This window comes from Halosimplex halophilum (assembly GCF_004698125.1).
Taxonomy (GTDB): Archaea; Halobacteriota; Halobacteria; order Halobacteriales; family Haloarculaceae; genus Halosimplex; species Halosimplex halophilum.
Window position 1 is genome coordinate 185,709 of the sequence record NZ_ML214297.1, and the last position, 19,429, is coordinate 205,137.

A 19,429-nucleotide genomic window follows, 5' to 3' on the forward strand; every position below is an offset into this window, starting at 1 on the left:
TGGACGGCCATGCAGGAGACGCGCGAGCGGGTCCTCGACGCGCTGTCCGAGGGGCCGGTCACCGGGCCGGAGCTGGCCGAGCGGCTGGACGTGTCGCGGGCGGCCGTCTGGAAGCACGTCGAGGCGCTCCGGGAGGCGGGCTTCGAGGTCGCGAGCGGCGACGCGGGGTACGAACTGGTCGCGGTCCCCGAGTTCGGCGGCGCGGCCGTCGAGTACGGGCTGGCGGCTCCCTTCGACGTGGAGTTCCACGAGTCGATCCCCAGCACGAACGCCCGTGCCCGCGACCTCGCGGGGGAGGGCGCCGCCGACGTGGCCGTCCTCGCCGACGAGCAGACCGGCGGCCGGGGCCGACTCGACCGGGAGTGGTCCTCCCCGAGCGGCGGGGTCTGGCTGAGCCTGCTGGTGCGGCCGGACGTACCGGCCACCCACGCGCCCGCGTTCACGCTCGCAGCGGCGGTGGCCGTCGCACGGGCCGCTCGCGAGGCCGGTGTCGACGCGCGGATCAAGTGGCCCAACGACGTGGTCGTCCCCGCCGAGGACGCCGACGGCGACGGGATCGAGCGGAAGCTCGCGGGGATCCTCACGGAGATGGAGGGCGAGGCCGACCGCGTCTCGTGGGTCGTCGTCGGGATGGGGATCAACGCCAACGTCGACCCCGCGGACCTGCCGAGCGAGGCGCGACCGGCGACGCTGTCGGCGGAGGCAGGCGAGGTCGACCGGCGGGTGTTCACCCAGCGCGTGCTGGAGGAGTTCGACGACCTGCGCGGTGACCTGGAGTCGGTCGTGCCCGCGTGGCGCGAGCACGCGACGACGCTCGGCAAGCGCGTCCGCGTCGACACGCCCGGCGGCGAGGTCGTCGGCGAGGCCGTCGACGTGACGTTCCCGGGAACGCTCGTCGTCGACACCGGCGACGAGCGGGTAACGGTCACCGCCGGCGACTGCGAGCACCTGCGCCCGGTCGAGTGAAGGGGAGACGGGCGGACGGTCAGACCGGCCGTCTCAGGAGCTCTCGACGCCGGCCGCGGGGTCGGCGTCGGCCTCGACGACCTCGTCGGCCTCGACGGCGCCCTCGCTGACCGGCACCGTCACGACGGGCACGGCCGACTTCCGGACGACCCGCTCGGCGACGCTCCCCAGCAGCAGGCGGTCGATCCCGCCGCGGCCGTGGGTGCCCATCACCACCACGTCGACGGGCTGGTCGCGCGTGTAGCGGACGATCTCGGTGCTCGGCGTCCCCTCGACGGTCTCGGCCTCGACGGCCACGTCGTCGGGGGCCAGCCGCTGGACCCCCTCCAGCGCCGTCTCGCCCTCCGACTCCAGGACGTTGCGGACGCCCTCCCAGGAGGTCTCCATCGGGAGCCCGGTGAAACTCGTCGCGTCGACGACGTACAGCGCCTGAATCGTCGCATCGTGGACCCGCGCCAGTTCCCCCGCGTGGTCGACCACCCGCTCGATGCCCGCCGAGCCGTCCGTCGGCAGCAGGATCGTGTCGTACATCCCCATGCCAGTACGTACCACGCACGGCGGTATAACACTTCGGCAGGATCGGACGGGCCACGTCGAGAGCACGGCAGAGACGGGATCAGGACGGAGAGAGCGGCAGGAGGATGGCTCGCCGTCCGTCGGTCAGGCGCCGGCCATCTCCCGGCAGGACTCCGCGCACTCCTGCAGCACGTCGGCGCAGACCTGGCAGTGGTCGGCGTCGTGCTTGCCGCACTCCTCGGCGCAGGCCTCGCAGGCGTCGGCGCAGGCCTCGGCGAGCGTGGAGCTGAACTGCGAGTCGCGGGCCATGAACCGGGCGTGCAGCGAGGCGAGGTCGGCCACGTCCCGACAGAGCCGGGCGCACTCCTCCATCTCGGCGTCGCCGAGACACTCGTCGGCGCACCACTCGCAGACCTCGGCGGCCTCGTTGCAGTTCTCGATGCACTCGCGCTGCTCGTCGCTCAGGCGGTCGATCCTGGAGACGGTGTCGGCAAGTGACATTGCGTGTTCGGATAGGCGTGTGATTCCAGTCAACACACTGCCTGTATCTCCAAGCGGTGCCGTCCGAACAGTGGATCGGCCGATATCGGTGCCTTCGGGACGGTAGCGGGGGCGTACCGCTCAGCGCTCGGGCAGGTACACGTCGGTCACGTCGGCGACGCCGGCGCGGCGGACGACGGCACGGACGACATCCTGCGCGCCCGCGAGGTTGTCGGAGTCGCCGTCGAGCACCAGCAGTTTGGCGTCGCGGCCGGGCTCGACGAGCCCGCAGTTGCGGTCGGCGATCTCGGCGCCGTTGACCGTCGCCATCCGCAGCACGTCGCGGGCGCTCACGTCCGCGAGCTTCGCGGCGAACTCCATCTCGCGGAACATCGACGGGCTGTTCAGGAAGACGTTGTCCGTGCCGAGCGCGACGGTCGTCCGTTCGAGGAGCTCCTCGATCGGGGGGAAGCCCACGTCGGTGACGAGATTCGAGCGGGGGCAGACGACGACCGGGATCTCGCTGTCTGCCACCCGATCCATGTGCAGTTCCTCGGCGTGGACCATGTGGACGAGGAAGTCGGGATCGAGGTCCAGGGCGGGGTTGATGTCGGAGGCGTCGACCTCGCCGGCGTGGATGCCGAAGGGTTTGCCGGCGCGGGCGGTCGCCGTCCGCTCCCGCGAGAAGTCGGCGTCGTTGGCGCCGCTGGCGCCGAAGCCGTCGGCGGCCTCCATCGCCTCGACCGTCTCCCGGCCCATGACCATCGGGTCGATGGGCAGTCCGTGGACGGCCCGCTCGAAGGCCTCGACGCCCGCGACGCCGCCCTCGCGGAACTCGATGCAGGCCGCCGTCCCGGAATCGACCATGAACTCCAGCGACCGGCGCATCGCCTCTACCTTCTCCTCGGTGCTGGCCTGCCGGAGCAGCCGGTGTTTCAGCCCGTCCGGCGGCGCGACCAGCTCCTCCAGCGAGAGGCCGCCGCCGGCCTCCTTGGCGATGGAGTCGCCGATGTGGGTGTGGGTGTTGACGAACGCCGGGAGGACGATGTCGTCGCTGTGGGTCGGGGCCTCCTCGACGGCCGTAATCTGGCCGTCCTCGACGACGACGCGGCCCTCGACGGGCTCGAACTCGCGCCCGCGGAGGATCCGTCCCTCGAACGTGGTGGAACTCATGACTTGGAGTCGCCCGAGGCGTCAGTTAAAGCCGTCGGGGCGCCCCGACAGCGGGACCCCGGAGCGGGCCTCGGCCTCAATTGAACTCGTCGAGGGTCGCGTGGACGCCGGGGCGCACGTCGCGGACCCGGGTGTCGTCGAGGTCGAGCCCGAGCGTCCGGACGGCGGCGTTGCCGACCCGCTCGGCCGTCTCGGCGGGGGCGTAGACGCCCAGCCGCCACTGGTCGCGCTGGGCGGCCCGCAGGGCGTTGACCAGCGTCGACTGCTCGCTCAGCCGGCGCACCTCGCCGTTCACGAGGACGCGGCTCGACGACTCCTTCATCGAGGGGCGGTCGGGCACGTCGAGGATCACGGCGTCGGGGTCGACGTTGGCCTCGTCGGCGACTGCGCGCTCGTGGTCGTGGATGGCCTCCTGGTCGGCGTCGAGCAACGCCTCGGGGACCGCCCCCATCTCGGCCCAGACGCCCCGCTTGTACAGGTCCCGGCGGTCGAGCCGGTGGGCGAGCGCGGCTGTCGCGTCGCACTGCCGGAGGGCCACGCGCAGCCCGCAGTCGTCCATCCGCCGCAGTTCCGCGGCGTCGATGTCGGTGTGGACGAGCAGCCGCTGGGTCGCCCGCCGGAGCATCGCCTTCGCGATGCGGGCGACGTGGTGGCTGTAGACGGTCGGGTTCATCAGCGCCCGGGCGAGCAGGAGGCTCTCGGCGGTCTGGACGTTGCCCTCGTCGAGAACGAGGTCGCCGTCGACGAACCGCAGCGCCCGCACCAGCCGCTCGGCGTCGATGGTGCCGTAGGGGACGCCCGTGTGGTGGGCGTCCCGGACGAGGTAGTCCATCCGGTCGACGTCGAGTTCGCCGGAGACGATCTGGCCGAGTTCGCCGTCGCCGGCCACGAGGTCCGCCACGGCGCCCGGGTCGAGGTCGTGGTCGTCCAGAGCCCGGGCGACGGGCCCGCTGTCGATGAGGTCGTGAACGTCGTCGTGGTACTTGCCCGTCCGGCGGTGGATGATGTCCTCGATGTTGTGGCTGTAGGGAGCGTGGCCCACGTCGTGGAGCATCGCCGCCGCGCGGACCCGCTCGGCCTGCCGGCCCTCGATGCCGAGGTGGGCCAGCGCCTCGTTGGCGAGGTGGTAGACGCCCAGCGAGTGCTCGAAGCGGGTGTGGTTGGCGGAGGGGTAGACGAAGGTGACCGTCCCGAGCTGTTTGATCCGCCGGAGCCGCTGGACGGGCGGCGTGTCCAGCAGCGCCGCCGCGACGCCCTCGACCGCGATGTGGTCGTGGACGCTGTCCTTGATCGTCGTCATCGCTCCGGACTTGTGCGCCATCGGACATAAGGATACGGACGACTCCCGGGCGAGCGCGGCGCTGTCGGCGCGTGCCGACGGGGTCGCCGGGCGCCGGCAGCCGTCCGGTCGGTGGCCGTTCGGCTGTTCGACCCTCAGCGGACGACCGTCAGCAGGTCGTGCAGTTCCGCTTCGGAGGCGTTGCCCTCGCGGACGGGTTCGCGGGGCTGGCGGCCCATCTCCTCGACGGTCTCGATGGCCCGTTCGGGCTCGTAGCCGCGGTCGTGGGCGAGCCAGGCGGCGAGCACCTGGCCGGTGCGACCCGTCCCGTCGAGGCAGTGGACGACGACCCGCTCGTCCGCCTCGACGGCCTCGTCGAGGAAGGGCAACACCTCCTGTTTCAGGCGGGCGGGAGAGGCGAGGCGCCCGTCCGGGACCGGCGCGTGGAGGACGTTGTCCTCGCCGAACGCGTCGACGTACCCGTCGACCTCGGGGTCGGCGGGCGACTGGTCGCCCGGGAGGAGCGAGCAGACCCGTTCGATGTCCCTGGCGCGGACGACGGCGATCCAGTCGGCGAGGGCGCGGCTCCGGTCGGCTGCGCTGTGCCAGCCGGGGCTGCAGGCACCGTAGACGTGCTCCTCGTCCGGTGCAGCGGGGGCGAGCCGGTGGGCGTCCGACCCGGACTCGCGGTCGTGAACGTCTGGCATCTGGTCCTAGTCGTAGGACTCGACGCCCCCTCTTGAGTGGCGCGGTGCAATTCTCACGTCTGACAACTGCACGTGCCGGTGTGACGGGGTCGGGGACGGCGGCCCGCCGCCGGCTCAGTCGTCCTCGACGAGGTAGCGGAACGCCCGGAGCGTGTTGCGGCCGCTCTCGGTCAGCGAGACGCGGGTCGAGCGGCCGACCTCCTCGAGGGCGACGTAGCCGTTGTCGGCCAGCGGCCCGAGGACGTGGCTGTCGAGCAGGCGGTACTCGCTCTTGCGGTTGGCGGCGTCGCGGTCGGCGATGAAGGGCAGGCCCTCCTCCTTGCCGAAGTCGATGAGGTCGCGCTTGCGGGCGCCGTCCTCGCGGTCGAGGTAGTCCATGACCGCGACGTGCTGGGGTTCGGGGCTCTGCATCGGGTAGGTCGGGAGTTCGGTGATCTCGCGGATCCCCTCGGCCACGTCGCCGTCGGTCTCCGCGGCGTAGCGCTGGGCGCGGACGTAGTAGGGGGTCGCGCCGGTGGCCATGCAGGCGATCATGCCGCCGATGGCCGTCACCTTCGACCCCGAGGCGAGGTTGACGTACACCTCGTGGTCGGCGAAGCGGGTCGCCAGCTCCGCCACGGTCCCGATGGAGTCGTAGAAGTCGAAGATGTTGCACGACACCGTCTCGTGGTCGATGCCCTCGTCGTCGAGCCGCCCCCGGACCGTCTCGACGTAGGAGGGGTGGTCCGTCTCGTCCTCGTATCGCAGGAGGACGACGCGGTCGGCCCGCAGCTCGACGGCCGGCAGGACGATCCGGTCGTTCTCGTAGCCCACCGGGATCAGGTGGACCCGCTCGGCGACTTCCATACCGCCCGCCTCGCGTCCCGGCCCCAAAACGATTGTCCCGACACAGTCGACATTGCGGTGGCAGTTACGCCGGCCGAGAACGCTGCGCGGGGTTTTTGTCGGACAGGTGCGACCGTCCGGCGTATGCCGGTCATGGCGAGCGACGACTTCTCGGTCCACACGGACGACTGCGACCGCTTCGACGACGGGATGCCGATATCGGACCTGCCGGACGAGGTGAGTTCGATCGAGGACCTGGACTGCGAGTGCTGGCGCGCGTTCGACTCGCTGGCCGAGGTCGAGTGACGGTCAGTCGACCGCCCGGATGCGGTTCATCCGGCATATCGGACAGCAGACCGCGGTCTCGTCCCTGGGGATGACGAACTCGACCTCGCAGGTCCTGCAAATGTAGGTCTTCCCCCGTTCCCCCGCCAGTTCGGTCACTTTAGCCATCGCGACCCCTCCGAGTTCCGCCTCGATTCGTGGTTCGTGGCTCCCGGTGTGTCGCCATACGTCTGGTTCCGACGGGGGATACGGGCCGGTCCGTCTTGTCGGTTGTTACCAGTTAGCTCGACCCGGGCAGCGCCGCTCCGGCCCGTCTGCGATTCGACGAGGGTCCGCCGGCGGTACCAACGCCCAAATACTCCGCCCGACAACGCCGCGGTATGGACGAGCTGCGCGACCCGGCGACGCTGCGCGAGGACCCCGACGTGGAGTACACGGAAGCGAGGACGACCGACGGCGCGGACGCCTTCGAGTACTTCTCGGAGGTCGAGGGGCTGGTCGCCGTCGGCGTCACGAGCGACGCCGGCGCGGTGTTGCTGATGGAAAGCCCCCACGGCTGGCGGCTGCCCTACGGGGCGGTTCCGGGCGGCGCCGACTGGCTCGACCGCGCCGGGGAGATCGCCGCGACGCTGACCGGTCGCGAGGTCGCGGCCGCCGAGGTGCTCCGGGTCAGCGCGGTCACCCACGAGCTGCGGAGCGACACCGACCGGACGGCGACGAGCTACGACGCCGTCGTGGGCACCGAGCCCGTGACGGGCGAACCGGTCGCCGACGACCCGACGTTCGGCGAGTGGTCGGATCTGGACCTGGCGTGGTTCGCCGAGGTGCCCGACGACGCCTACCACGCCCACGGCGACGCCGTCGACGACATCGAGTACTTCCTTGAGTGACCGGGCCGCGGTCGGGCGACTCGCCGTGTCGACTGTATCGACTGTGTCGGCTATCACGTCGGACCGGTCCGTGTCAGCACAGTAGCTAAGCCGGGACCGCCGGACCACTCGGACATGCCGACGGACCTCTCACCGGTCGACGACGCGCTGGCGGACGCGCTCGACGCCGAGCGGGCGCGCCAGCGCGAGACGCTGTCGCTGATCGCGAGCGAGAACCACGCGAGCGAGGCGGTCCTCGCCGCACAGGGCTCGGTCCTGACGAACAAGTACGCGGAGGGCGAGCCCGGCGACCGCTACTACGCCGGCTGCGAGCACGCCGACGCGGTCGAACGCCTCGCCCGCGAGCGCGCCCGGGAGCTGTTCGGCGCCGACCACGCCAACGTCCAGCCCCACTCCGGCACGCAGGCCAACCTCGCCGCCTACCAGGCCGTCCTCGACTCCGGCGACACGATCCTCTCGCTGGAAATGAGCCACGGCGGCCACCTCAGCCACGGCCAGCCGTACACGATGGTCGACGAGCACTTCGAGGTCGCCCACTACGGCGTCGACGAGGCGACCGGCCGGCTGGACTACGACGCCGTCGAAGCCCGTGCCGAAGCGGTCGACCCCGACCTGGTCGTCTCGGGGTTCTCCGCGTACCCGCGGCGGGTCGACTGGGAGCGGATGCAGGGGATCGCCGAGGCCGTCGACGCGTACCACGTCGCCGACATCGCACACCTCACGGGCCTCGTCGCGGCGGGCGTCCACCCCTCGCCGGTCGGGGTCGCCGACCTCGTGACGGGGTCGACCCACAAGACGGTCCGGTCGGGCCGCGGCGGGATGGTGCTGTGCGGCGCGGACCTGGCCGATCGGGTCGACACCGCGGTGATGCCGGGCTGTCAGGGCGGCCCGCTGATGCACAACGTCGCCGGCAAGGCCGCGGGCTTCGCCGAGGCGCTGACCTCCGAGTTCGAGACGTACGCCCGTCAGGTGGTCGACAACGCCGCGGCCCTGGCCGACCGGCTACAGGAGCGCGGGTTCGAACTGGTCTCCGGCGGGACCGACGTGCACTTCGTCCTCGTCGACCTGCGGGAGACCCACCCCGACCTGACCGGCGAGCGGGCCGAGGACGCGCTCGAATCGGTGGGGCTGGTCGCGAACAAGCAGACGGTGCCCGGCGACGACCGTCCGGCGACCGTCGGGAGCGGCCTGCGGATCGGCACGCCGGCGGTCACCACGCGCGGGTTCGACGCCGCCGCGACCGAGCGGCTGGCCGACGCCGTCGCCGACGTGCTCGACTCGCCCGACGACGACGCGGCCGCCGACGCCGCCGCCGAGACGGTCGCCGACCTGTGCGATCGGTTCCCCGTCTACGGCGACGCGGCGGTCGCCTCGGCGTGAGCATGGTCGAGTCCACCGACCTGACGGTCCGCCGGTACCGCGCCGGCGACGGCGAGCGCGTCCGCGAGCTGAACCGCGAGGCGATGGCCGGGACGCCCGAGTGGGTCGTCGACGCGCCCGACACGGACCTGGAGGACGTGCGCGGCCACTACCTCGACGCCGGCGGCGAGTTCCTCGTCGGCGAACTCGCCGGCGGAGCGAGCGAGGCCGACCTCGACGACGGGGAGATCGTCGCCACCGGCGCGGTCGAGCCGCTGACGGGCTGGATGGCCGAGCGCTTCGACGCGGCGGCCGGCACCGGCGAACTCTCCCGCGTCCGCGTCGACCCGGCGATGCAGGGCCGGGGGATCGGGACCCGGATCGTCGAGGAGCTCGCCCGGCGGGCCCGCCGGCGCGGGTACCGCGCGCTGGTCCTGAACACCGGCGCGGACAACGAGCAGGCCCGCGGATTCTACGAGTCGCTCGGGTACGCCTGCGTCCGCGAGGAGACGGTGGAGTTCGACGACGCGACGCTCGATCTGGCGCTGTACTGGCGCCGCGTCGACGCGTGACCGGACGGCTCGTCGTCCCGCGACGAGCGGGGTCGGCGCCGGCCCGGTGGGCGTTTCTCCCGACCCGCCCTCTCGGAGACAGCGACCGCGAGCGCGTCGCGGGCGGTCGGCGCTCGCCGGCGAGTCCGGGAGCGACTCCGGCTAGCGAGCCGGAGCCGTCCGGCGTACTCCGTCGCCCGGAACCGGGCGCGGGCTCGCCTCACAGCTCCCGGCGACGACCCTTCGGGACCTGTGAGCGGAGTTCGCCGTGGACGTAGAGGCCGACGCCGACGGGCTCCGGCTCGCCCGCGACGTCGGTCGTGACGATCAGGTACCCCCAGTCGCCGTCCCAGTCGAGCTGTTGGTCGTCGCCGGCGACGAACGCGGCGGCCTCGTCCCGGGAGAGGTGGATCACGCAGTCGTCGGCGGCGTCGCCGAACCGCTGGACGGCCTCCAGGGTCGGCTTCCAGTGCTCGCGGCGCGTCCGCAGGAAGGCCAGCCCCAGGCCCTCGACCGCGACGGGCGAGGCCACGTCGTCGGCGAACGCCCAGACCTTGCCGGAGCCGCGCTCCCAGAAGGTGTGGCCGTCGAACGTCGCCGGCGGGATTCCGAACCGTTCGTCCCACCACTCCAGGACCTCCGCGCGGGTCGGCCGTCCCTCGACGACCCGCTCGTCGGCGGTCGCGGGCAGGCGGTCGAACTGCGTCCCGTCGTTCTCGGCGGGCGCGTCTCCGGCGCCGTCCTCGCCGCTCATTCGGCGGTCACCTCCAGTTTCGCGCAGAAGAAGCCGCCGGTGTCGTTGTGGTGGGGGTAGATCCGCCTGGCCTTCCGCACCGATTCGTCGAACCGCTCGCCCTGCCACTCGGTGATCCCGGGGGCCGAGTCGAGGGGCAGGTCGAACTCGACGAGCTCGCACGACTCCTCCGCGAGCGCGTGGTCGAGGACGGCCTCGTTCTCCTCGGGGGCGAACGTGCAGGTGGAGTAGACCACGGTCCCGCCTTCCCGAGTCGTCTGGACCGCCCGGCGGAGGACGCCCTTCTGGACGCCCGAGATGCCCTCGACGTGGTCGAGCTCCCAGTCGTCGAGCGCGTCGGGGTTCTTCCGGATGGTGCCCTCGCAGGAACAGGGTACGTCCACCAGCGCGCGGTCGTAGGGCGCGCCTTCCTCGCCCTCGTCAGAATCCGGCGCGCGGAAGGGCTTCAGCGAGTGGTTGCGGGCGTCCTCGTGGGTGACGGCGACGTTCGTGACGCCGGCGCGCTCGGCGTTCGAGCGCAGCGCGGAGATGCGGCCGAGGTTGTTGTCCGTGGCGACCAGCAGGCCACGGTCCTCCATCAGCGCGGCGAGTTGCGTGGTCTTGCTCCCGGGCGCGGCGCAGGCGTCCCACACCCGTTCGCCGGGCCGGGGGTCGAGCACCTCGGCGGGGACGGCCGAGACCTCCTCCTGGCCGTGGATCCACCCGAGCACGTACGGCCAGTTCGTCCCCGGCTGGTCGTCGGGGAGAGCGAACAGGCCGTCGTGCCACCCGACGGGTTCGTGGGCGATGTCGGCCTCCGCGAGGGCGTCGCTGGCCCGCTCGACGGTCGTCTTCAGCGTGTTGACGCGGACGACCGACGGGAGCGGGCGCTCGCAGGCCGCCCGGAAGGCGTCGAAATCGTCGACGAGCGGCTCGTAGCGCTCCAGTACGTCCATCGACTCCCCGTTGTCCGCCGCCCGTGTTAACCCTCTCGGCTCCGGTTCGCGGGCGAGCGGACGAGGCTCCCGGCGCACCCGCCGACCGCAGACGGATTTAAGCCGCTGGCCGACTCGTTGCCGGTATGGCGCACGTTCAGGTCCACCGCGAGGACATCGAGCTCGACGAACCGACGCTGGTCGAGGGGCTGCCGGGGGTCGGCCTCGTCGGCAAGATCGCCGCGGACCACCTCGTCGACGCGCTCGAGATGACCCACTACGCCTCGCTGCACTGCGAGGGGATCCCCGAGGTCGCCGTCTTCGGGGAGAACGACCCGACCTACGACCCGCCGGTCCGGGTCTACGCCGACGCCGACCGAAACCTGCTGGCGCTCCAGAGCGACGTGCCCGTCTCGCCGAACGTCGCCGACGACTTCGCGACCTGCCTGACGCGGTGGCTCGGCGAGCGCGGCGCGACGGCGCTGTACGTCTCGGGGCTCCCCGCCGAGAAGGAGGGCGTCCCGGGGCTCTACGGCGTCGCCAGCGGCGACGCGACCGACCTGCTCGAGGAGTACGACATCTCGCCCCCCACCGAGAGCGGGGTCATCAGCGGCCCCACCGGCGCGCTGCTGTACGAGGCCAACCGGCACGACCTGGACGCGCTCGGCCTCGTGGTGGAGGCCAACCGGAACTTCCCGGACCCGGAGGCCGCGCGGGTCCTCCTCCTCGACGGCGTCGGCCCCATCGCGGGCGTCGACGTCGACACCGACCACCTCGTCGAACAGGCCGAGGAGATCAGCCAGGCCCGCGAGAACCTCGCCAAACGGATGCAGGAGGCCCAGGAGGAGAGCTCGAAGGCCCAGCCGATGGGGATGTATCAGTAGCGACCCCGATGAGCCTCGCGACCGCCGCGGGCACGTTCGCCGTGGGCGTCGTCTTCGGCCTCGCGCTGGCGGCGCCGCCGGGCCCGATGAACGCCGTCATCGCCGAGGAGAGCGTCCTCCGCGGGTGGCTCGCCGGCTTCACCGCCGGGCTGGGCGCGATGACCGCCGACTTCGTCTTCTTCGTGCTGTCGCTGGCGGGTGTCGTCGCCTTCCTGGAGGGCGCCCGGACCCTGCGCGCGGTGATGGTCGGCGTCGGCGGCCTGCTGATGCTGTACTTCGCCGTCGGCGCCGTGCGCGACGCCCGGGCGGACTTCCTCTCGGGGGAGCCCGGGCCGGACAGCGACGACGCCGACGCCCGCGGGTTCACGAAGGCGTTCGTCCTCGCGCTGACCAACCCCTACCAGATACTGTTCTGGCTGACCGTCGGCGTCGGCCTGCTCGAACCCGGCACCGTCGACGTGCTCTCCTACCTGCCGGTCGTCGGCGCGGACCTGGCCGGCGCGCTCGTCGTCCGGACGGGCAGCCCGGCGCTGCTGGCGGGGCTGTTCGGCGGCATCGTCGTCTGGATCACCGGGTTCCCGGCGACGCTGGTGGGCGTCGGCCGCCGGGTCGACGCGTTCGCGCCCGCCGCCGCGGTCGCCTCGGCGCTGGTGCTCGCGGGGTTCGGCGTCGCCTTCTGCTGGACGGCGGCGCGGACGCTGGTCAGCCTCTGAGCCGGCCGCGGTCCGGATCGCTCGCCGCGGTCCGGATCGCTCGCCGCGTCCGGGCGCCATCGGACGGCCGCGTCGCGGGTCGGTCGGCGTCGCGGGCTGGTTCGCGGCGCCGGTCAGTCCCCGCCGTCGGGCCGTCCCGGGAGCTCCTCGGGCTCGACGTCGGCGACCTCGGCTTCGAGCCACTCCTTGAACCACTTGACGCGCTTGAGCCGGCGGTGGCAGATGCTCTCGGCGGTGTCGCTGCGGATCCGCTCGCGGGCGTCGGTGCCGCGTTCGAGGACGCGCCCGACCATCTCGGCGGCGTCGATGTGCGTCCGGGACTCGTAACCCATCCGCAACAGCATGAGGGCGGTGCCGTTGGCGCCGACCTTGTCGAGCAGGTCCGCCTCGATGAGACACTGCGTCTCCAGCGGCAGGTCGGTCAGCTCGCCCTGGTAGGAGTGGTCGCGGACGGCGGCGCAGACCTCGTCGACGAACGAGGCGGGGTAGTCGCCGTGGCTGGTGAGGTACTCGCGGGCGATGCGGGCGCCCTCCTCGGCGTGGAGGTCCTGGTCGACCTCCAGCTTCGCGATGTCGTGGAAGAGCGCGGCGACGCGGGTTACGTCCACGTTGGCACCCTCGGCTTCGGCGATCTCCTCGGCGAGTTCGACCACGTTGAGGATGTGGTTGAACCGGTACTCCGCGGAGTGCCACGGGTACCACCGCATGCGGCCGCCGTCGTCCTCGCTCTCGACGCTGGCGGCCAGGTAGTCGTGGACGAAGTCCTGCATCTCCGCGAACTCCTCGGCGGAGACGGGCGACTCCCTAATTTCGACGCCCACGGAACCACCTCCGGTAGATACGTGCGTCAGTCATCTTACGAATAGAAAGGCGCGTTCGACTCTTAGGCGTTACGACACCCGTGGCCCGCCGGATTCGACACCGCCGAACGCCCCCGACGGGCGTTCACCGACCGCCCGAAACCGCTCCACTGCGGCCGGATCCGCACGCTGTCCCCCGGTCTCGGTCGGGTCCGTGTCCCGGTGGACCGGGCGGCGGGCCCGTCGGTAGACCGCCTGCCGGACCCGTCGGTCCCCGACCCCGATGCGCGTTCCCGAACAGGGGCCGCGATCTCCACGCGTGTCCACCGTCCGGGCCGATCGGTTCGCGGGTCGGAACCCGACCCGCGGCGTGGCGTGGTTTTATCGTGGTGCGTGTCAACGTGTGACGTATGAACGTGCGTACCGCGGAGCGGGGGGACCGACCGGCGATCCGGGACGTGGCGCGGCGCTCGCTGCAGGCGTCGTACTCGCTGAGCCCGGAGGCGATCACCGGCGCCGTCGCCGAGTGGTACGACGAGGCGGCGCTGGACGAGGCGACGACCGACGACGACCGGTACCTGCTCGTCGCCGAGCGGGAGGGGCAGGTCGTCGGCTTCGCCGAGAGCGAGCTGTCGGGCGAGGACGCGACGCTGCTGTGGCTCCACGTCGACCCGGCCTACCGCGGCGAGGGGGTCGGGACGGCGCTGTTCGAGGCGACCCGCGAGCGGCTGGAGGCGGCCGGCGCCGACCGCATGATCGGTCGCGTGCTCGCCGACAACGTCGACGGCAACGGCTTCTACGAGGCCCAGGGCTTCGAGCGGGTCGACGAGGCCGACCTGGAGATCGCCGGGCGCCACCACGTCGAGAACGTCTGGGCCGAGTCCGGCGACGACGGCCTCCAGCCCATCAAGAGCGCCGACGGCGAGACCGTCTACGTCGACGAGACCGACTGGGACGACGGCTCCGCCGCGAAGTTCTACACCGTGTACCGCGACGAGGACGGCGCCGACCACTACGGCTACTTCTGCAGCAACTGCAACCGCCTCGCCAACGCGATGGACGCGATGGGCCGCATCGAGTGCGATAGCTGCGGCAACGCCCGCAAGCCCACCCGCTGGGACGCCGCGTACCTCTGACCGTTCGCGACCCGCTTCCCGGTCGACGGTGAGCGGTGCACGCCCTCGACGCGCTCGTTCACGCGGACGCCGGGACAGCCCTGCGACCGCACCGGCGACCGCCCCGCACAGCACCGCAACGGGCCCTCCCCTCTCCGAAGGTTCAAGTGCGGGAGCGCGACCATCGCAGCCCATGCTCGCGATCGCCGGCGGCAAGGGTGGCTGCGGGAAGACGACGACGGCGCTGGGGCTGGCGGCGGCGCTTGCCCGGGACGGGGGGCGGCCGCTCGTGGTCGACGCGGACTGCGACATGCCGAACCTGCACACGATGGCCGAGACGGACCGCTCGCCGGGCGTCGACGCCGTCGCCGAGGGCGACTCGATCGCCGCGGCGACTCACCGGAGCACCGTCGTCCCCGGCGTCGACGTGCTCCCGGCCGGGGACGCGTCGGGGTCGCTCGGCCGGACGGCGCTGCGTCGGCTCGGGCGCGCTCGCGGGCGAGTGATCCTCGACTGTCCCGCGGGCGGGTCGGACGGGGCCGCCGCGCCCCTGCGCCACGCCGACGCGGCGCTGGTCGTCTCGACGGGCGCGCCGGCGAGTCTCGGCGACGCCGCCAAGACCGCGCGGATGGCCGAGGCGCTGGGCGCGCGGGTCGTCGGCAGCGTCCTCACACGGACCGACGATCCCCCGCCGACCGCCCCCGCGTCGGACGGTTCGGATCGCGCGCCGGAGCCGGTCCTGGCGACGGTCCCGGAGATCGACGGGGACGTGCTGGGCGACCGGGTCGGACGCGCGTCGTACGATCGGCTCGCAACGGCGCTCGCGAGGCGGAATATTTAATCTGGTGGGATCGTTATAGTTCGGTAGCATGGTCAACCGGCTCGACACGGGGATCGATGTCCTCGACCGGAAGCTCGGGGGTGGGATCCCGGAGGGGAGCATCGTCGCCCTCAGTGCCCAGCCGGCCAGCCAGGCGGAGCTGTTCCTCTACGAACTCACCGCGACCCGCGGCACGCTGTACCTCTCGCTCGACCGCACCGCCCAGTCGGTCACCGCCAGCATCGAGCAGTCGCCCACCACCACCGGCGACCCGACGGTCCGGCACATCTCCGGGGAGGCGCCGCTGGACAACGCCAGCAAGCTCGTCTCCGCGCTCCCGGAGACCTCCAACCTCATCGTCGACCCGCTGGACGTGCTGGAGGCCCAGGAGCCCCCCTCGCGGTACCGCTCGTTCATGAACGACCTGCAGAACCACATCGTCAACACGGGCAGCCTCGCGATCGTCCACTGCCTCGACGGCCGCAGCGTCCCGCCGCTCCGGGACACCACCGAGCACTTCGCCGACGTGATCTTCGAGCTGAAGACCACGACCGACGCCGACGAGGTGGAGAACCGGCTCGCGATCCCCAAGTTCCGCGGCGGCCGCGCCCCGACCGACATCATCAAGCTCGACCTCGTCGAGCAGGTGTCGATCGACACGAGCCGGGACATCGCGTAACCGCCGTCGGACCGACGAGTCCCAACGACGGGCGCCGAGTGGCAACCACCGGGCCGGTCGGCCGCAACGACCCGGAGGACGAGTGGCGACGATCGGGTCGGAGAAAAACACATACGGGACGAGAGCGAGTGGGCGAACGATGGTAGCAATCGCGACCGACGTCAACCGGCCGTACGTGCCCGCCGACGGGGCGACGCTGACGGCGACGGTCGACGTCGAACCGGGGACTGGGAGCGGGTCCCACGAGCGGCACATCCTCCTCTGTCTGGACACGAGCGGCTCGATGGACGGGGCGAAACTCGACCGGGCCCGGGAGGGCGCCTCGTGGGTGTTCGGGCTCCTCGAACCCGACGACTACGTGGGCATCGTCGCCTTCGACTCCGACGCGGAGGTCGTCATGCGTCCCCAGCGGTGGGGGGACACCAGCCGCGAGGACGCGATGCACCGCGTCGACCAGCTGGGCGCGGGCGGCGGCACCGACATGTACGACGGGCTCGACTCGGCCCGGACCGCGCTGGACTCGCTCTCCTACCGCCCGGAGACCGACGACGCCGTCCGCCGGGTCCTGCTGCTGTCGGACGGCAAGGACAACTCCCACGAGCCCGCGGACTTCCGGGACCTCGCGAAGGACATCGACGAGTCGGGCATCCGGATCCTCTCGGCGGGCATCGGGACCGACTACGACGAGGAGACGATCCGCACGCTCGGGACGACCGCCCGCGGCGAGTGGACCCACCTCGAGTCGCCCGGCGACATCGAATCGTTCTTCGGGGACGCCGTCGAGCAGGCCCAGTCCGTCGTCGCCACGGAGGCCAGCCTCGAACTCGACGCCGCGGCGGGCGTCGAGGTGAGCGAGGTCTACCGCGCGCTCCCCCAGGCCCAGGAGGTCGACGTGACCTGGTCGGGCAACACGGCGACGGTTCCGCTGCCGGACCTGGCCGAGCGGGAGGACCAGCGAGTGGTCCTGAAGGTCCACGCGCCCGGGCGCGAGGAACTCGGCGAGCACACGCTGGTCGACGTGACGCTGACGGCGTCGGGCCGGCGGGCGGACGACCGGATCGCCGTCGAGTACACCGACGACAACGCCGCACTCGCCGAGCACAACGAGTCGGTGTCGCTCGACCACCGCCAGACGGTCGTGCGCACCGAACTCGGCAAGGGCAACGTCGAGGCGGCCGAGACGGAGGTCGAGCGGATGACCCGGATCCACGGCGAGGACACCGCCGTCGTCGAGGAGGCGAAGCGACAGACCCGCCTCGTCGACGAGGGCGGCCGGAGCGAGCGCGAGAACGCGACCCGGATCGTCGACGACTCCCGGCTAGAATGACGGCCGCGCCGGCGGAGGGTGATCTGGTCGTCGGCCGCTACGAGGTCGGCGAGGTGGTCGGCGAGGGCGGGTTCGCGAAGGTGTTCGACGCCGTCGACACCGAGACCGGCGAGGCCGTCGCGCTCAAGTACCCCAACTACGAGGGCAGTCAGAACGACCGCGACATCGTCAGGACCTACTTCGAGAAGGAGGCGGAGACGCTGGCGGCGATCCGGTCGGCCGGCGGCCACCCCAACATCATGTCGCTGCGCGAGGTCGCCGAGGACGACGACGGCACGTCGGTCCTCGCCGTGGAGCTGGTCGACGGCTACGAGCTCGACGACGCCATCCGGCGGACGGGGCCGCTCGACGACATCGACGAGGTGCGCCAGATCGGGATCGACCTCTGCGACGCGATGAGCTTCCTCCACGAGAACGAGATCGTCTACCGCGACCTGAAGCCGGACAACGTGATGATCACACACCGCGGGGGGACGGTGACGCCGGTGCTCATCGACTTCAACACGGCGACGGGGTTCGACTCGGGGGCCGAGGCCGCCGACCAGACGACCATCGTCGGCCCGTACAAGCCCCGCGAGGTCGCCGAGGCCGACGCGACCGAGACGCGCCAGGGCCCGTGGTCGGACGTCTACTCCGTCGGGAAGATCCTGCTGTACCTGCTCAAGGGCACGGTCCCGCGGAAGGACGGCGTCGACCCGCGCGACTTCGGCGCCGACTGCGAGCCCTATCTCGCCGAGATCGTCGAGAAGGCGACCGCCGCCGACTACGAGGAGCGCTACCGGAACGCGACGGCGATGAAGCGGGTCCTCGAGGCGCGCGACCCGAGCCCGCCGCCGTCGGCGACGGTCCGCTACATCCAGGAGGGGGAGACCTACACGGTCTACCCCGGCGACACGATCGGGCGGCGCTACGCCGAGGGGCCGCGCTCGTCGGTCGTGATCGAGGACGAGGAGGAGTACATCTCGACGGTGCAGGTGCAGTTCGACACCGACGACGACGGGGAGTGGTTCATCCGCGACCGGAGCCTCAACGGGACGTACGTCCAGACCGGCGGGGGCTGGCAGCGCGTGCTCAGCGAGACCGGACGCGAGCGGCTGGAACAGCGGGGCGAGGACGCGACCGACGCCGAGGGGAACGTGCCGCCGGAGCTGTACGGGCTGCGCGAGGGCGACCTGATCGCCCTCGTCCACCCGAGCTACGGCGTCACCTTCGAGTTCAGCACAGCATGACCATGGACTACGCGACACACTACGACGTGGGGGACCGCAAGCGCGACGGGGGGATCAACGAGGACAGCGTCGCGGTCTCCGTGTTCGAACAGGGCCACCGCGAGGGCTTTCTCGGGTACGACCGCGAGGGGCCCGACGGTGCGGAATCGGACGACGACCGGACCGACGAGGGCGGCGGAGACGGGGCGGCCCCGACCGCCGAGGCCGCCGACGGCGAACCGGGCGAGGGTCGGCCCGACGGCGGCCCCGACAACCGGAGCGCGGCGGTGTTCGCCCTGGCCGACGGCGCCGGGGGACACGACGCCGGCGACGCCGCCTCCTACATCGCGACGACGGCCGTCTGTGAGCGCCTCGCGGGGACCGCCGTCCGGGCGGCGCGTAGCGAGCCCGAGGGGTTCGACGTGGCCGTCGACGAGCCGCTGGCGGCCCCGCCGCGGGCCGCCGATCTGGAGGCGGCGGTCGCCGAGGCGGTCGTCGCGGCCCACCGCGAGGTCCTCGAGTACGCCGCCGACGCGGGCGAGCAGGCCCACGCGACCGTCGTCGCCGGGGTCGTCGTCGGCGGCCGCTGTCACTACGGGTGGGTCGGCGACAGCCGCGCCTACGTCGTCAACGCCGCCCGCGAGGAGATCCTGCCGCTCACCACGGACCACGCCGTCGTCCAGCGGCTCCGGGAGGCCGGCGAGATCGACGACGTGGAGGCGCTGGTCCACCCGCGGGGCAACGAGATCACCCGCGCCGTCGGCGGGAGCGGCCGGGACGACCCCGAGACCGCCACCGTCGACGTGGAGACGGCGACGGTTCCGCTGTACCGGGAGGACGTGCTGCTGGTGACCAGCGACGGCCTGCTGGACGCCCAGACCGAGGCGGCGAAGCTCTACGAGTGGTACGTCGACGCCGGCCGCGACGAGGAGATGGCCGCGGTGGTCCGGGACCGCGCCGTCACCGACGACGAGATCCGCGAGGCGGTGCTGTCGTCGCCGTCACTCGCCGACGCGGCCGAGCGGCTGGTCGAGCTCGCCAACGAGCGCGGCGGCAAGGACAACTGCTCGACGGTCCTGTTGCACGACGGGACGCTCCCGCCGACGCCCGAGGACCCGCCCGCCCGCGGAGCGGGCGCCGGGCCGCCGGTCGAGGACCGCGAGACCCTCGTCGAACGCGACTGA

General features: G+C 72.2%; 23 protein-coding genes. 13 read left to right on the forward strand and 10 right to left on the reverse strand.

What is annotated here, in order from left to right; genetic code table 11:
* Positions 1 to 9: 9 nt before the first annotated feature.
* On the forward strand, positions 10 to 966 hold the full coding sequence (locus tag E3328_RS01035; RefSeq protein WP_135362777.1) for a biotin--[acetyl-CoA-carboxylase] ligase: 957 nt from the start codon (positions 10 to 12) through the stop codon (positions 964 to 966).
* Between the two features lie 33 nt (positions 967 to 999).
* Here the strand turns inward: E3328_RS01035 and E3328_RS01040 are convergent, their stop codons facing one another.
* The 6 genes from E3328_RS01040 to E3328_RS01065 form a co-directional block, all read right to left on the reverse strand.
* Positions 1,000 to 1,497: a universal stress protein gene (locus E3328_RS01040; RefSeq protein WP_135364636.1), complete on the reverse strand. Its 498-nt coding sequence runs from the start codon at positions 1,495 to 1,497 to the stop codon at positions 1,000 to 1,002.
* Between the two features lie 129 nt (positions 1,498 to 1,626).
* The gene (locus E3328_RS01045) at positions 1,627 to 1,983 is read right to left on the reverse strand and encodes a four-helix bundle copper-binding protein (RefSeq protein WP_135362778.1); all 357 of its coding nucleotides are present in this window, start codon (positions 1,981 to 1,983) and stop codon (positions 1,627 to 1,629) included.
* A 120-nt stretch (positions 1,984 to 2,103) separates the two neighbouring features.
* Complete coding sequence (locus E3328_RS01050; RefSeq protein WP_135362779.1) at positions 2,104 to 3,135, reverse strand: amidohydrolase family protein; 1,032 nt, start codon at positions 3,133 to 3,135, stop codon at positions 2,104 to 2,106.
* 76 nt (positions 3,136 to 3,211) lie between these two features.
* Positions 3,212 to 4,435: an HD domain-containing protein gene (locus tag E3328_RS01055; RefSeq protein ID WP_135362780.1), complete on the reverse strand. Its 1,224-nt coding sequence runs from the start codon at positions 4,433 to 4,435 to the stop codon at positions 3,212 to 3,214.
* A gap of 134 nt (positions 4,436 to 4,569) precedes the next feature.
* Positions 4,570 to 5,121, reverse strand: a complete 552-nt coding sequence (locus tag E3328_RS01060) for a protein-tyrosine phosphatase family protein (RefSeq protein WP_135362781.1) — start codon at positions 5,119 to 5,121, stop codon at positions 4,570 to 4,572.
* A gap of 114 nt (positions 5,122 to 5,235) precedes the next feature.
* Positions 5,236 to 5,967, reverse strand: coding sequence for an HFX_2341 family transcriptional regulator domain-containing protein (locus tag E3328_RS01065; RefSeq protein WP_135362782.1), 732 nt, complete (start codon positions 5,965 to 5,967; stop codon positions 5,236 to 5,238).
* Positions 5,968 to 6,090: 123 nt separating this feature from the next.
* Between E3328_RS01065 and E3328_RS21645 the strand changes: the two genes are divergently transcribed.
* Positions 6,091 to 6,252 (forward strand): hypothetical protein, encoded by a 162-nt coding sequence (locus tag E3328_RS21645; RefSeq protein ID WP_167837262.1) that lies wholly within the window; start codon positions 6,091 to 6,093, stop codon positions 6,250 to 6,252.
* A 3-nt stretch (positions 6,253 to 6,255) separates the two neighbouring features.
* On the opposite strand, the gene E3328_RS21650 is transcribed toward E3328_RS21645, so the two are convergent.
* Positions 6,256 to 6,399 (reverse strand): hypothetical protein, encoded by a 144-nt coding sequence (locus E3328_RS21650; protein WP_167837263.1) that lies wholly within the window; start codon positions 6,397 to 6,399, stop codon positions 6,256 to 6,258.
* A 212-nt stretch (positions 6,400 to 6,611) separates the two neighbouring features.
* Between E3328_RS21650 and E3328_RS01070 the strand changes: the two genes are divergently transcribed.
* The 3 genes from E3328_RS01070 (at position 6,612) to E3328_RS01080 (ending at position 9,052) form a co-directional block, all read left to right on the forward strand.
* Positions 6,612 to 7,121, forward strand: a complete 510-nt coding sequence (locus E3328_RS01070) for a hypothetical protein (RefSeq protein WP_135362783.1) — start codon at positions 6,612 to 6,614, stop codon at positions 7,119 to 7,121.
* 114 nt (positions 7,122 to 7,235) lie between these two features.
* Positions 7,236 to 8,501 carry a serine hydroxymethyltransferase gene (locus tag E3328_RS01075; protein ID WP_135362784.1) on the forward strand — a complete coding sequence of 422 codons (1,266 nt, stop codon included), beginning with the start codon at positions 7,236 to 7,238 and terminating at the stop codon, positions 8,499 to 8,501.
* Positions 8,502 to 8,503: 2 nt separating this feature from the next.
* The gene (locus E3328_RS01080) at positions 8,504 to 9,052 is read left to right on the forward strand and encodes a GNAT family N-acetyltransferase (protein WP_135362785.1); all 549 of its coding nucleotides are present in this window, start codon (positions 8,504 to 8,506) and stop codon (positions 9,050 to 9,052) included.
* A 199-nt stretch (positions 9,053 to 9,251) separates the two neighbouring features.
* Here the strand turns inward: E3328_RS01080 and E3328_RS01085 are convergent, their stop codons facing one another.
* A complete protein-coding gene (locus tag E3328_RS01085; protein ID WP_135362786.1) occupies positions 9,252 to 9,785 on the reverse strand; it encodes a DUF7122 family protein in 534 nt (177 codons plus the stop codon).
* The gene (locus E3328_RS01090) at positions 9,782 to 10,720 is read right to left on the reverse strand and encodes an RsmB/NOP family class I SAM-dependent RNA methyltransferase (protein ID WP_135362787.1); all 939 of its coding nucleotides are present in this window, start codon (positions 10,718 to 10,720) and stop codon (positions 9,782 to 9,784) included. The genes E3328_RS01085 and E3328_RS01090 overlap by 4 nt, the downstream gene beginning before the upstream one ends.
* Positions 10,721 to 10,845: 125 nt before the next feature.
* On the opposite strand from E3328_RS01090, the gene E3328_RS01095 reads away from it, so the two are divergent.
* Together E3328_RS01095 and E3328_RS01100 are read left to right on the forward strand one after the other, a co-directional pair.
* A complete protein-coding gene (locus E3328_RS01095) occupies positions 10,846 to 11,583 on the forward strand; it encodes a proteasome assembly chaperone family protein (RefSeq protein WP_135362788.1) in 738 nt (245 codons plus the stop codon).
* An 8-nt stretch (positions 11,584 to 11,591) separates the two neighbouring features.
* The gene (locus E3328_RS01100; RefSeq protein ID WP_135362789.1) at positions 11,592 to 12,296 is read left to right on the forward strand and encodes a LysE family translocator; all 705 of its coding nucleotides are present in this window, start codon (positions 11,592 to 11,594) and stop codon (positions 12,294 to 12,296) included.
* 113 nt (positions 12,297 to 12,409) lie between these two features.
* Here the strand turns inward: E3328_RS01100 and E3328_RS01105 are convergent, their stop codons facing one another.
* Complete coding sequence (locus tag E3328_RS01105) at positions 12,410 to 13,117, reverse strand: HD domain-containing protein (protein WP_135362790.1); 708 nt, start codon at positions 13,115 to 13,117, stop codon at positions 12,410 to 12,412.
* Positions 13,118 to 13,506: 389 nt separating this feature from the next.
* On the opposite strand from E3328_RS01105, the gene E3328_RS01110 reads away from it, so the two are divergent.
* The 6 genes from E3328_RS01110 to E3328_RS01135 all read left to right on the forward strand — a co-directional run bounded on the left by E3328_RS01110 (position 13,507) and on the right by E3328_RS01135 (position 19,429).
* On the forward strand, positions 13,507 to 14,232 hold the full coding sequence (locus E3328_RS01110) for a GNAT family N-acetyltransferase (RefSeq protein WP_135362791.1): 726 nt from the start codon (positions 13,507 to 13,509) through the stop codon (positions 14,230 to 14,232).
* Positions 14,233 to 14,404: 172 nt separating this feature from the next.
* Positions 14,405 to 15,052: a MinD/ParA family ATP-binding protein gene (locus tag E3328_RS01115; protein WP_135362792.1), complete on the forward strand. Its 648-nt coding sequence runs from the start codon at positions 14,405 to 14,407 to the stop codon at positions 15,050 to 15,052.
* Positions 15,053 to 15,080: 28 nt separating this feature from the next.
* Positions 15,081 to 15,710: an RAD55 family ATPase gene (locus tag E3328_RS01120; protein ID WP_135362793.1), complete on the forward strand. Its 630-nt coding sequence runs from the start codon at positions 15,081 to 15,083 to the stop codon at positions 15,708 to 15,710.
* A 139-nt stretch (positions 15,711 to 15,849) separates the two neighbouring features.
* A complete protein-coding gene (locus E3328_RS01125) occupies positions 15,850 to 17,037 on the forward strand; it encodes a vWA domain-containing protein (protein ID WP_135362794.1) in 1,188 nt (395 codons plus the stop codon).
* Positions 17,034 to 18,266 (forward strand): serine/threonine protein kinase, encoded by a 1,233-nt coding sequence (locus tag E3328_RS01130; RefSeq protein WP_135362795.1) that lies wholly within the window; start codon positions 17,034 to 17,036, stop codon positions 18,264 to 18,266. Before E3328_RS01125 ends, E3328_RS01130 begins: the two co-directional genes overlap by 4 nt.
* Before the next feature lie 2 nt (positions 18,267 to 18,268).
* Positions 18,269 to 19,429 (forward strand): PP2C family protein-serine/threonine phosphatase, encoded by a 1,161-nt coding sequence (locus E3328_RS01135; RefSeq protein WP_135364637.1) that lies wholly within the window; start codon positions 18,269 to 18,271, stop codon positions 19,427 to 19,429.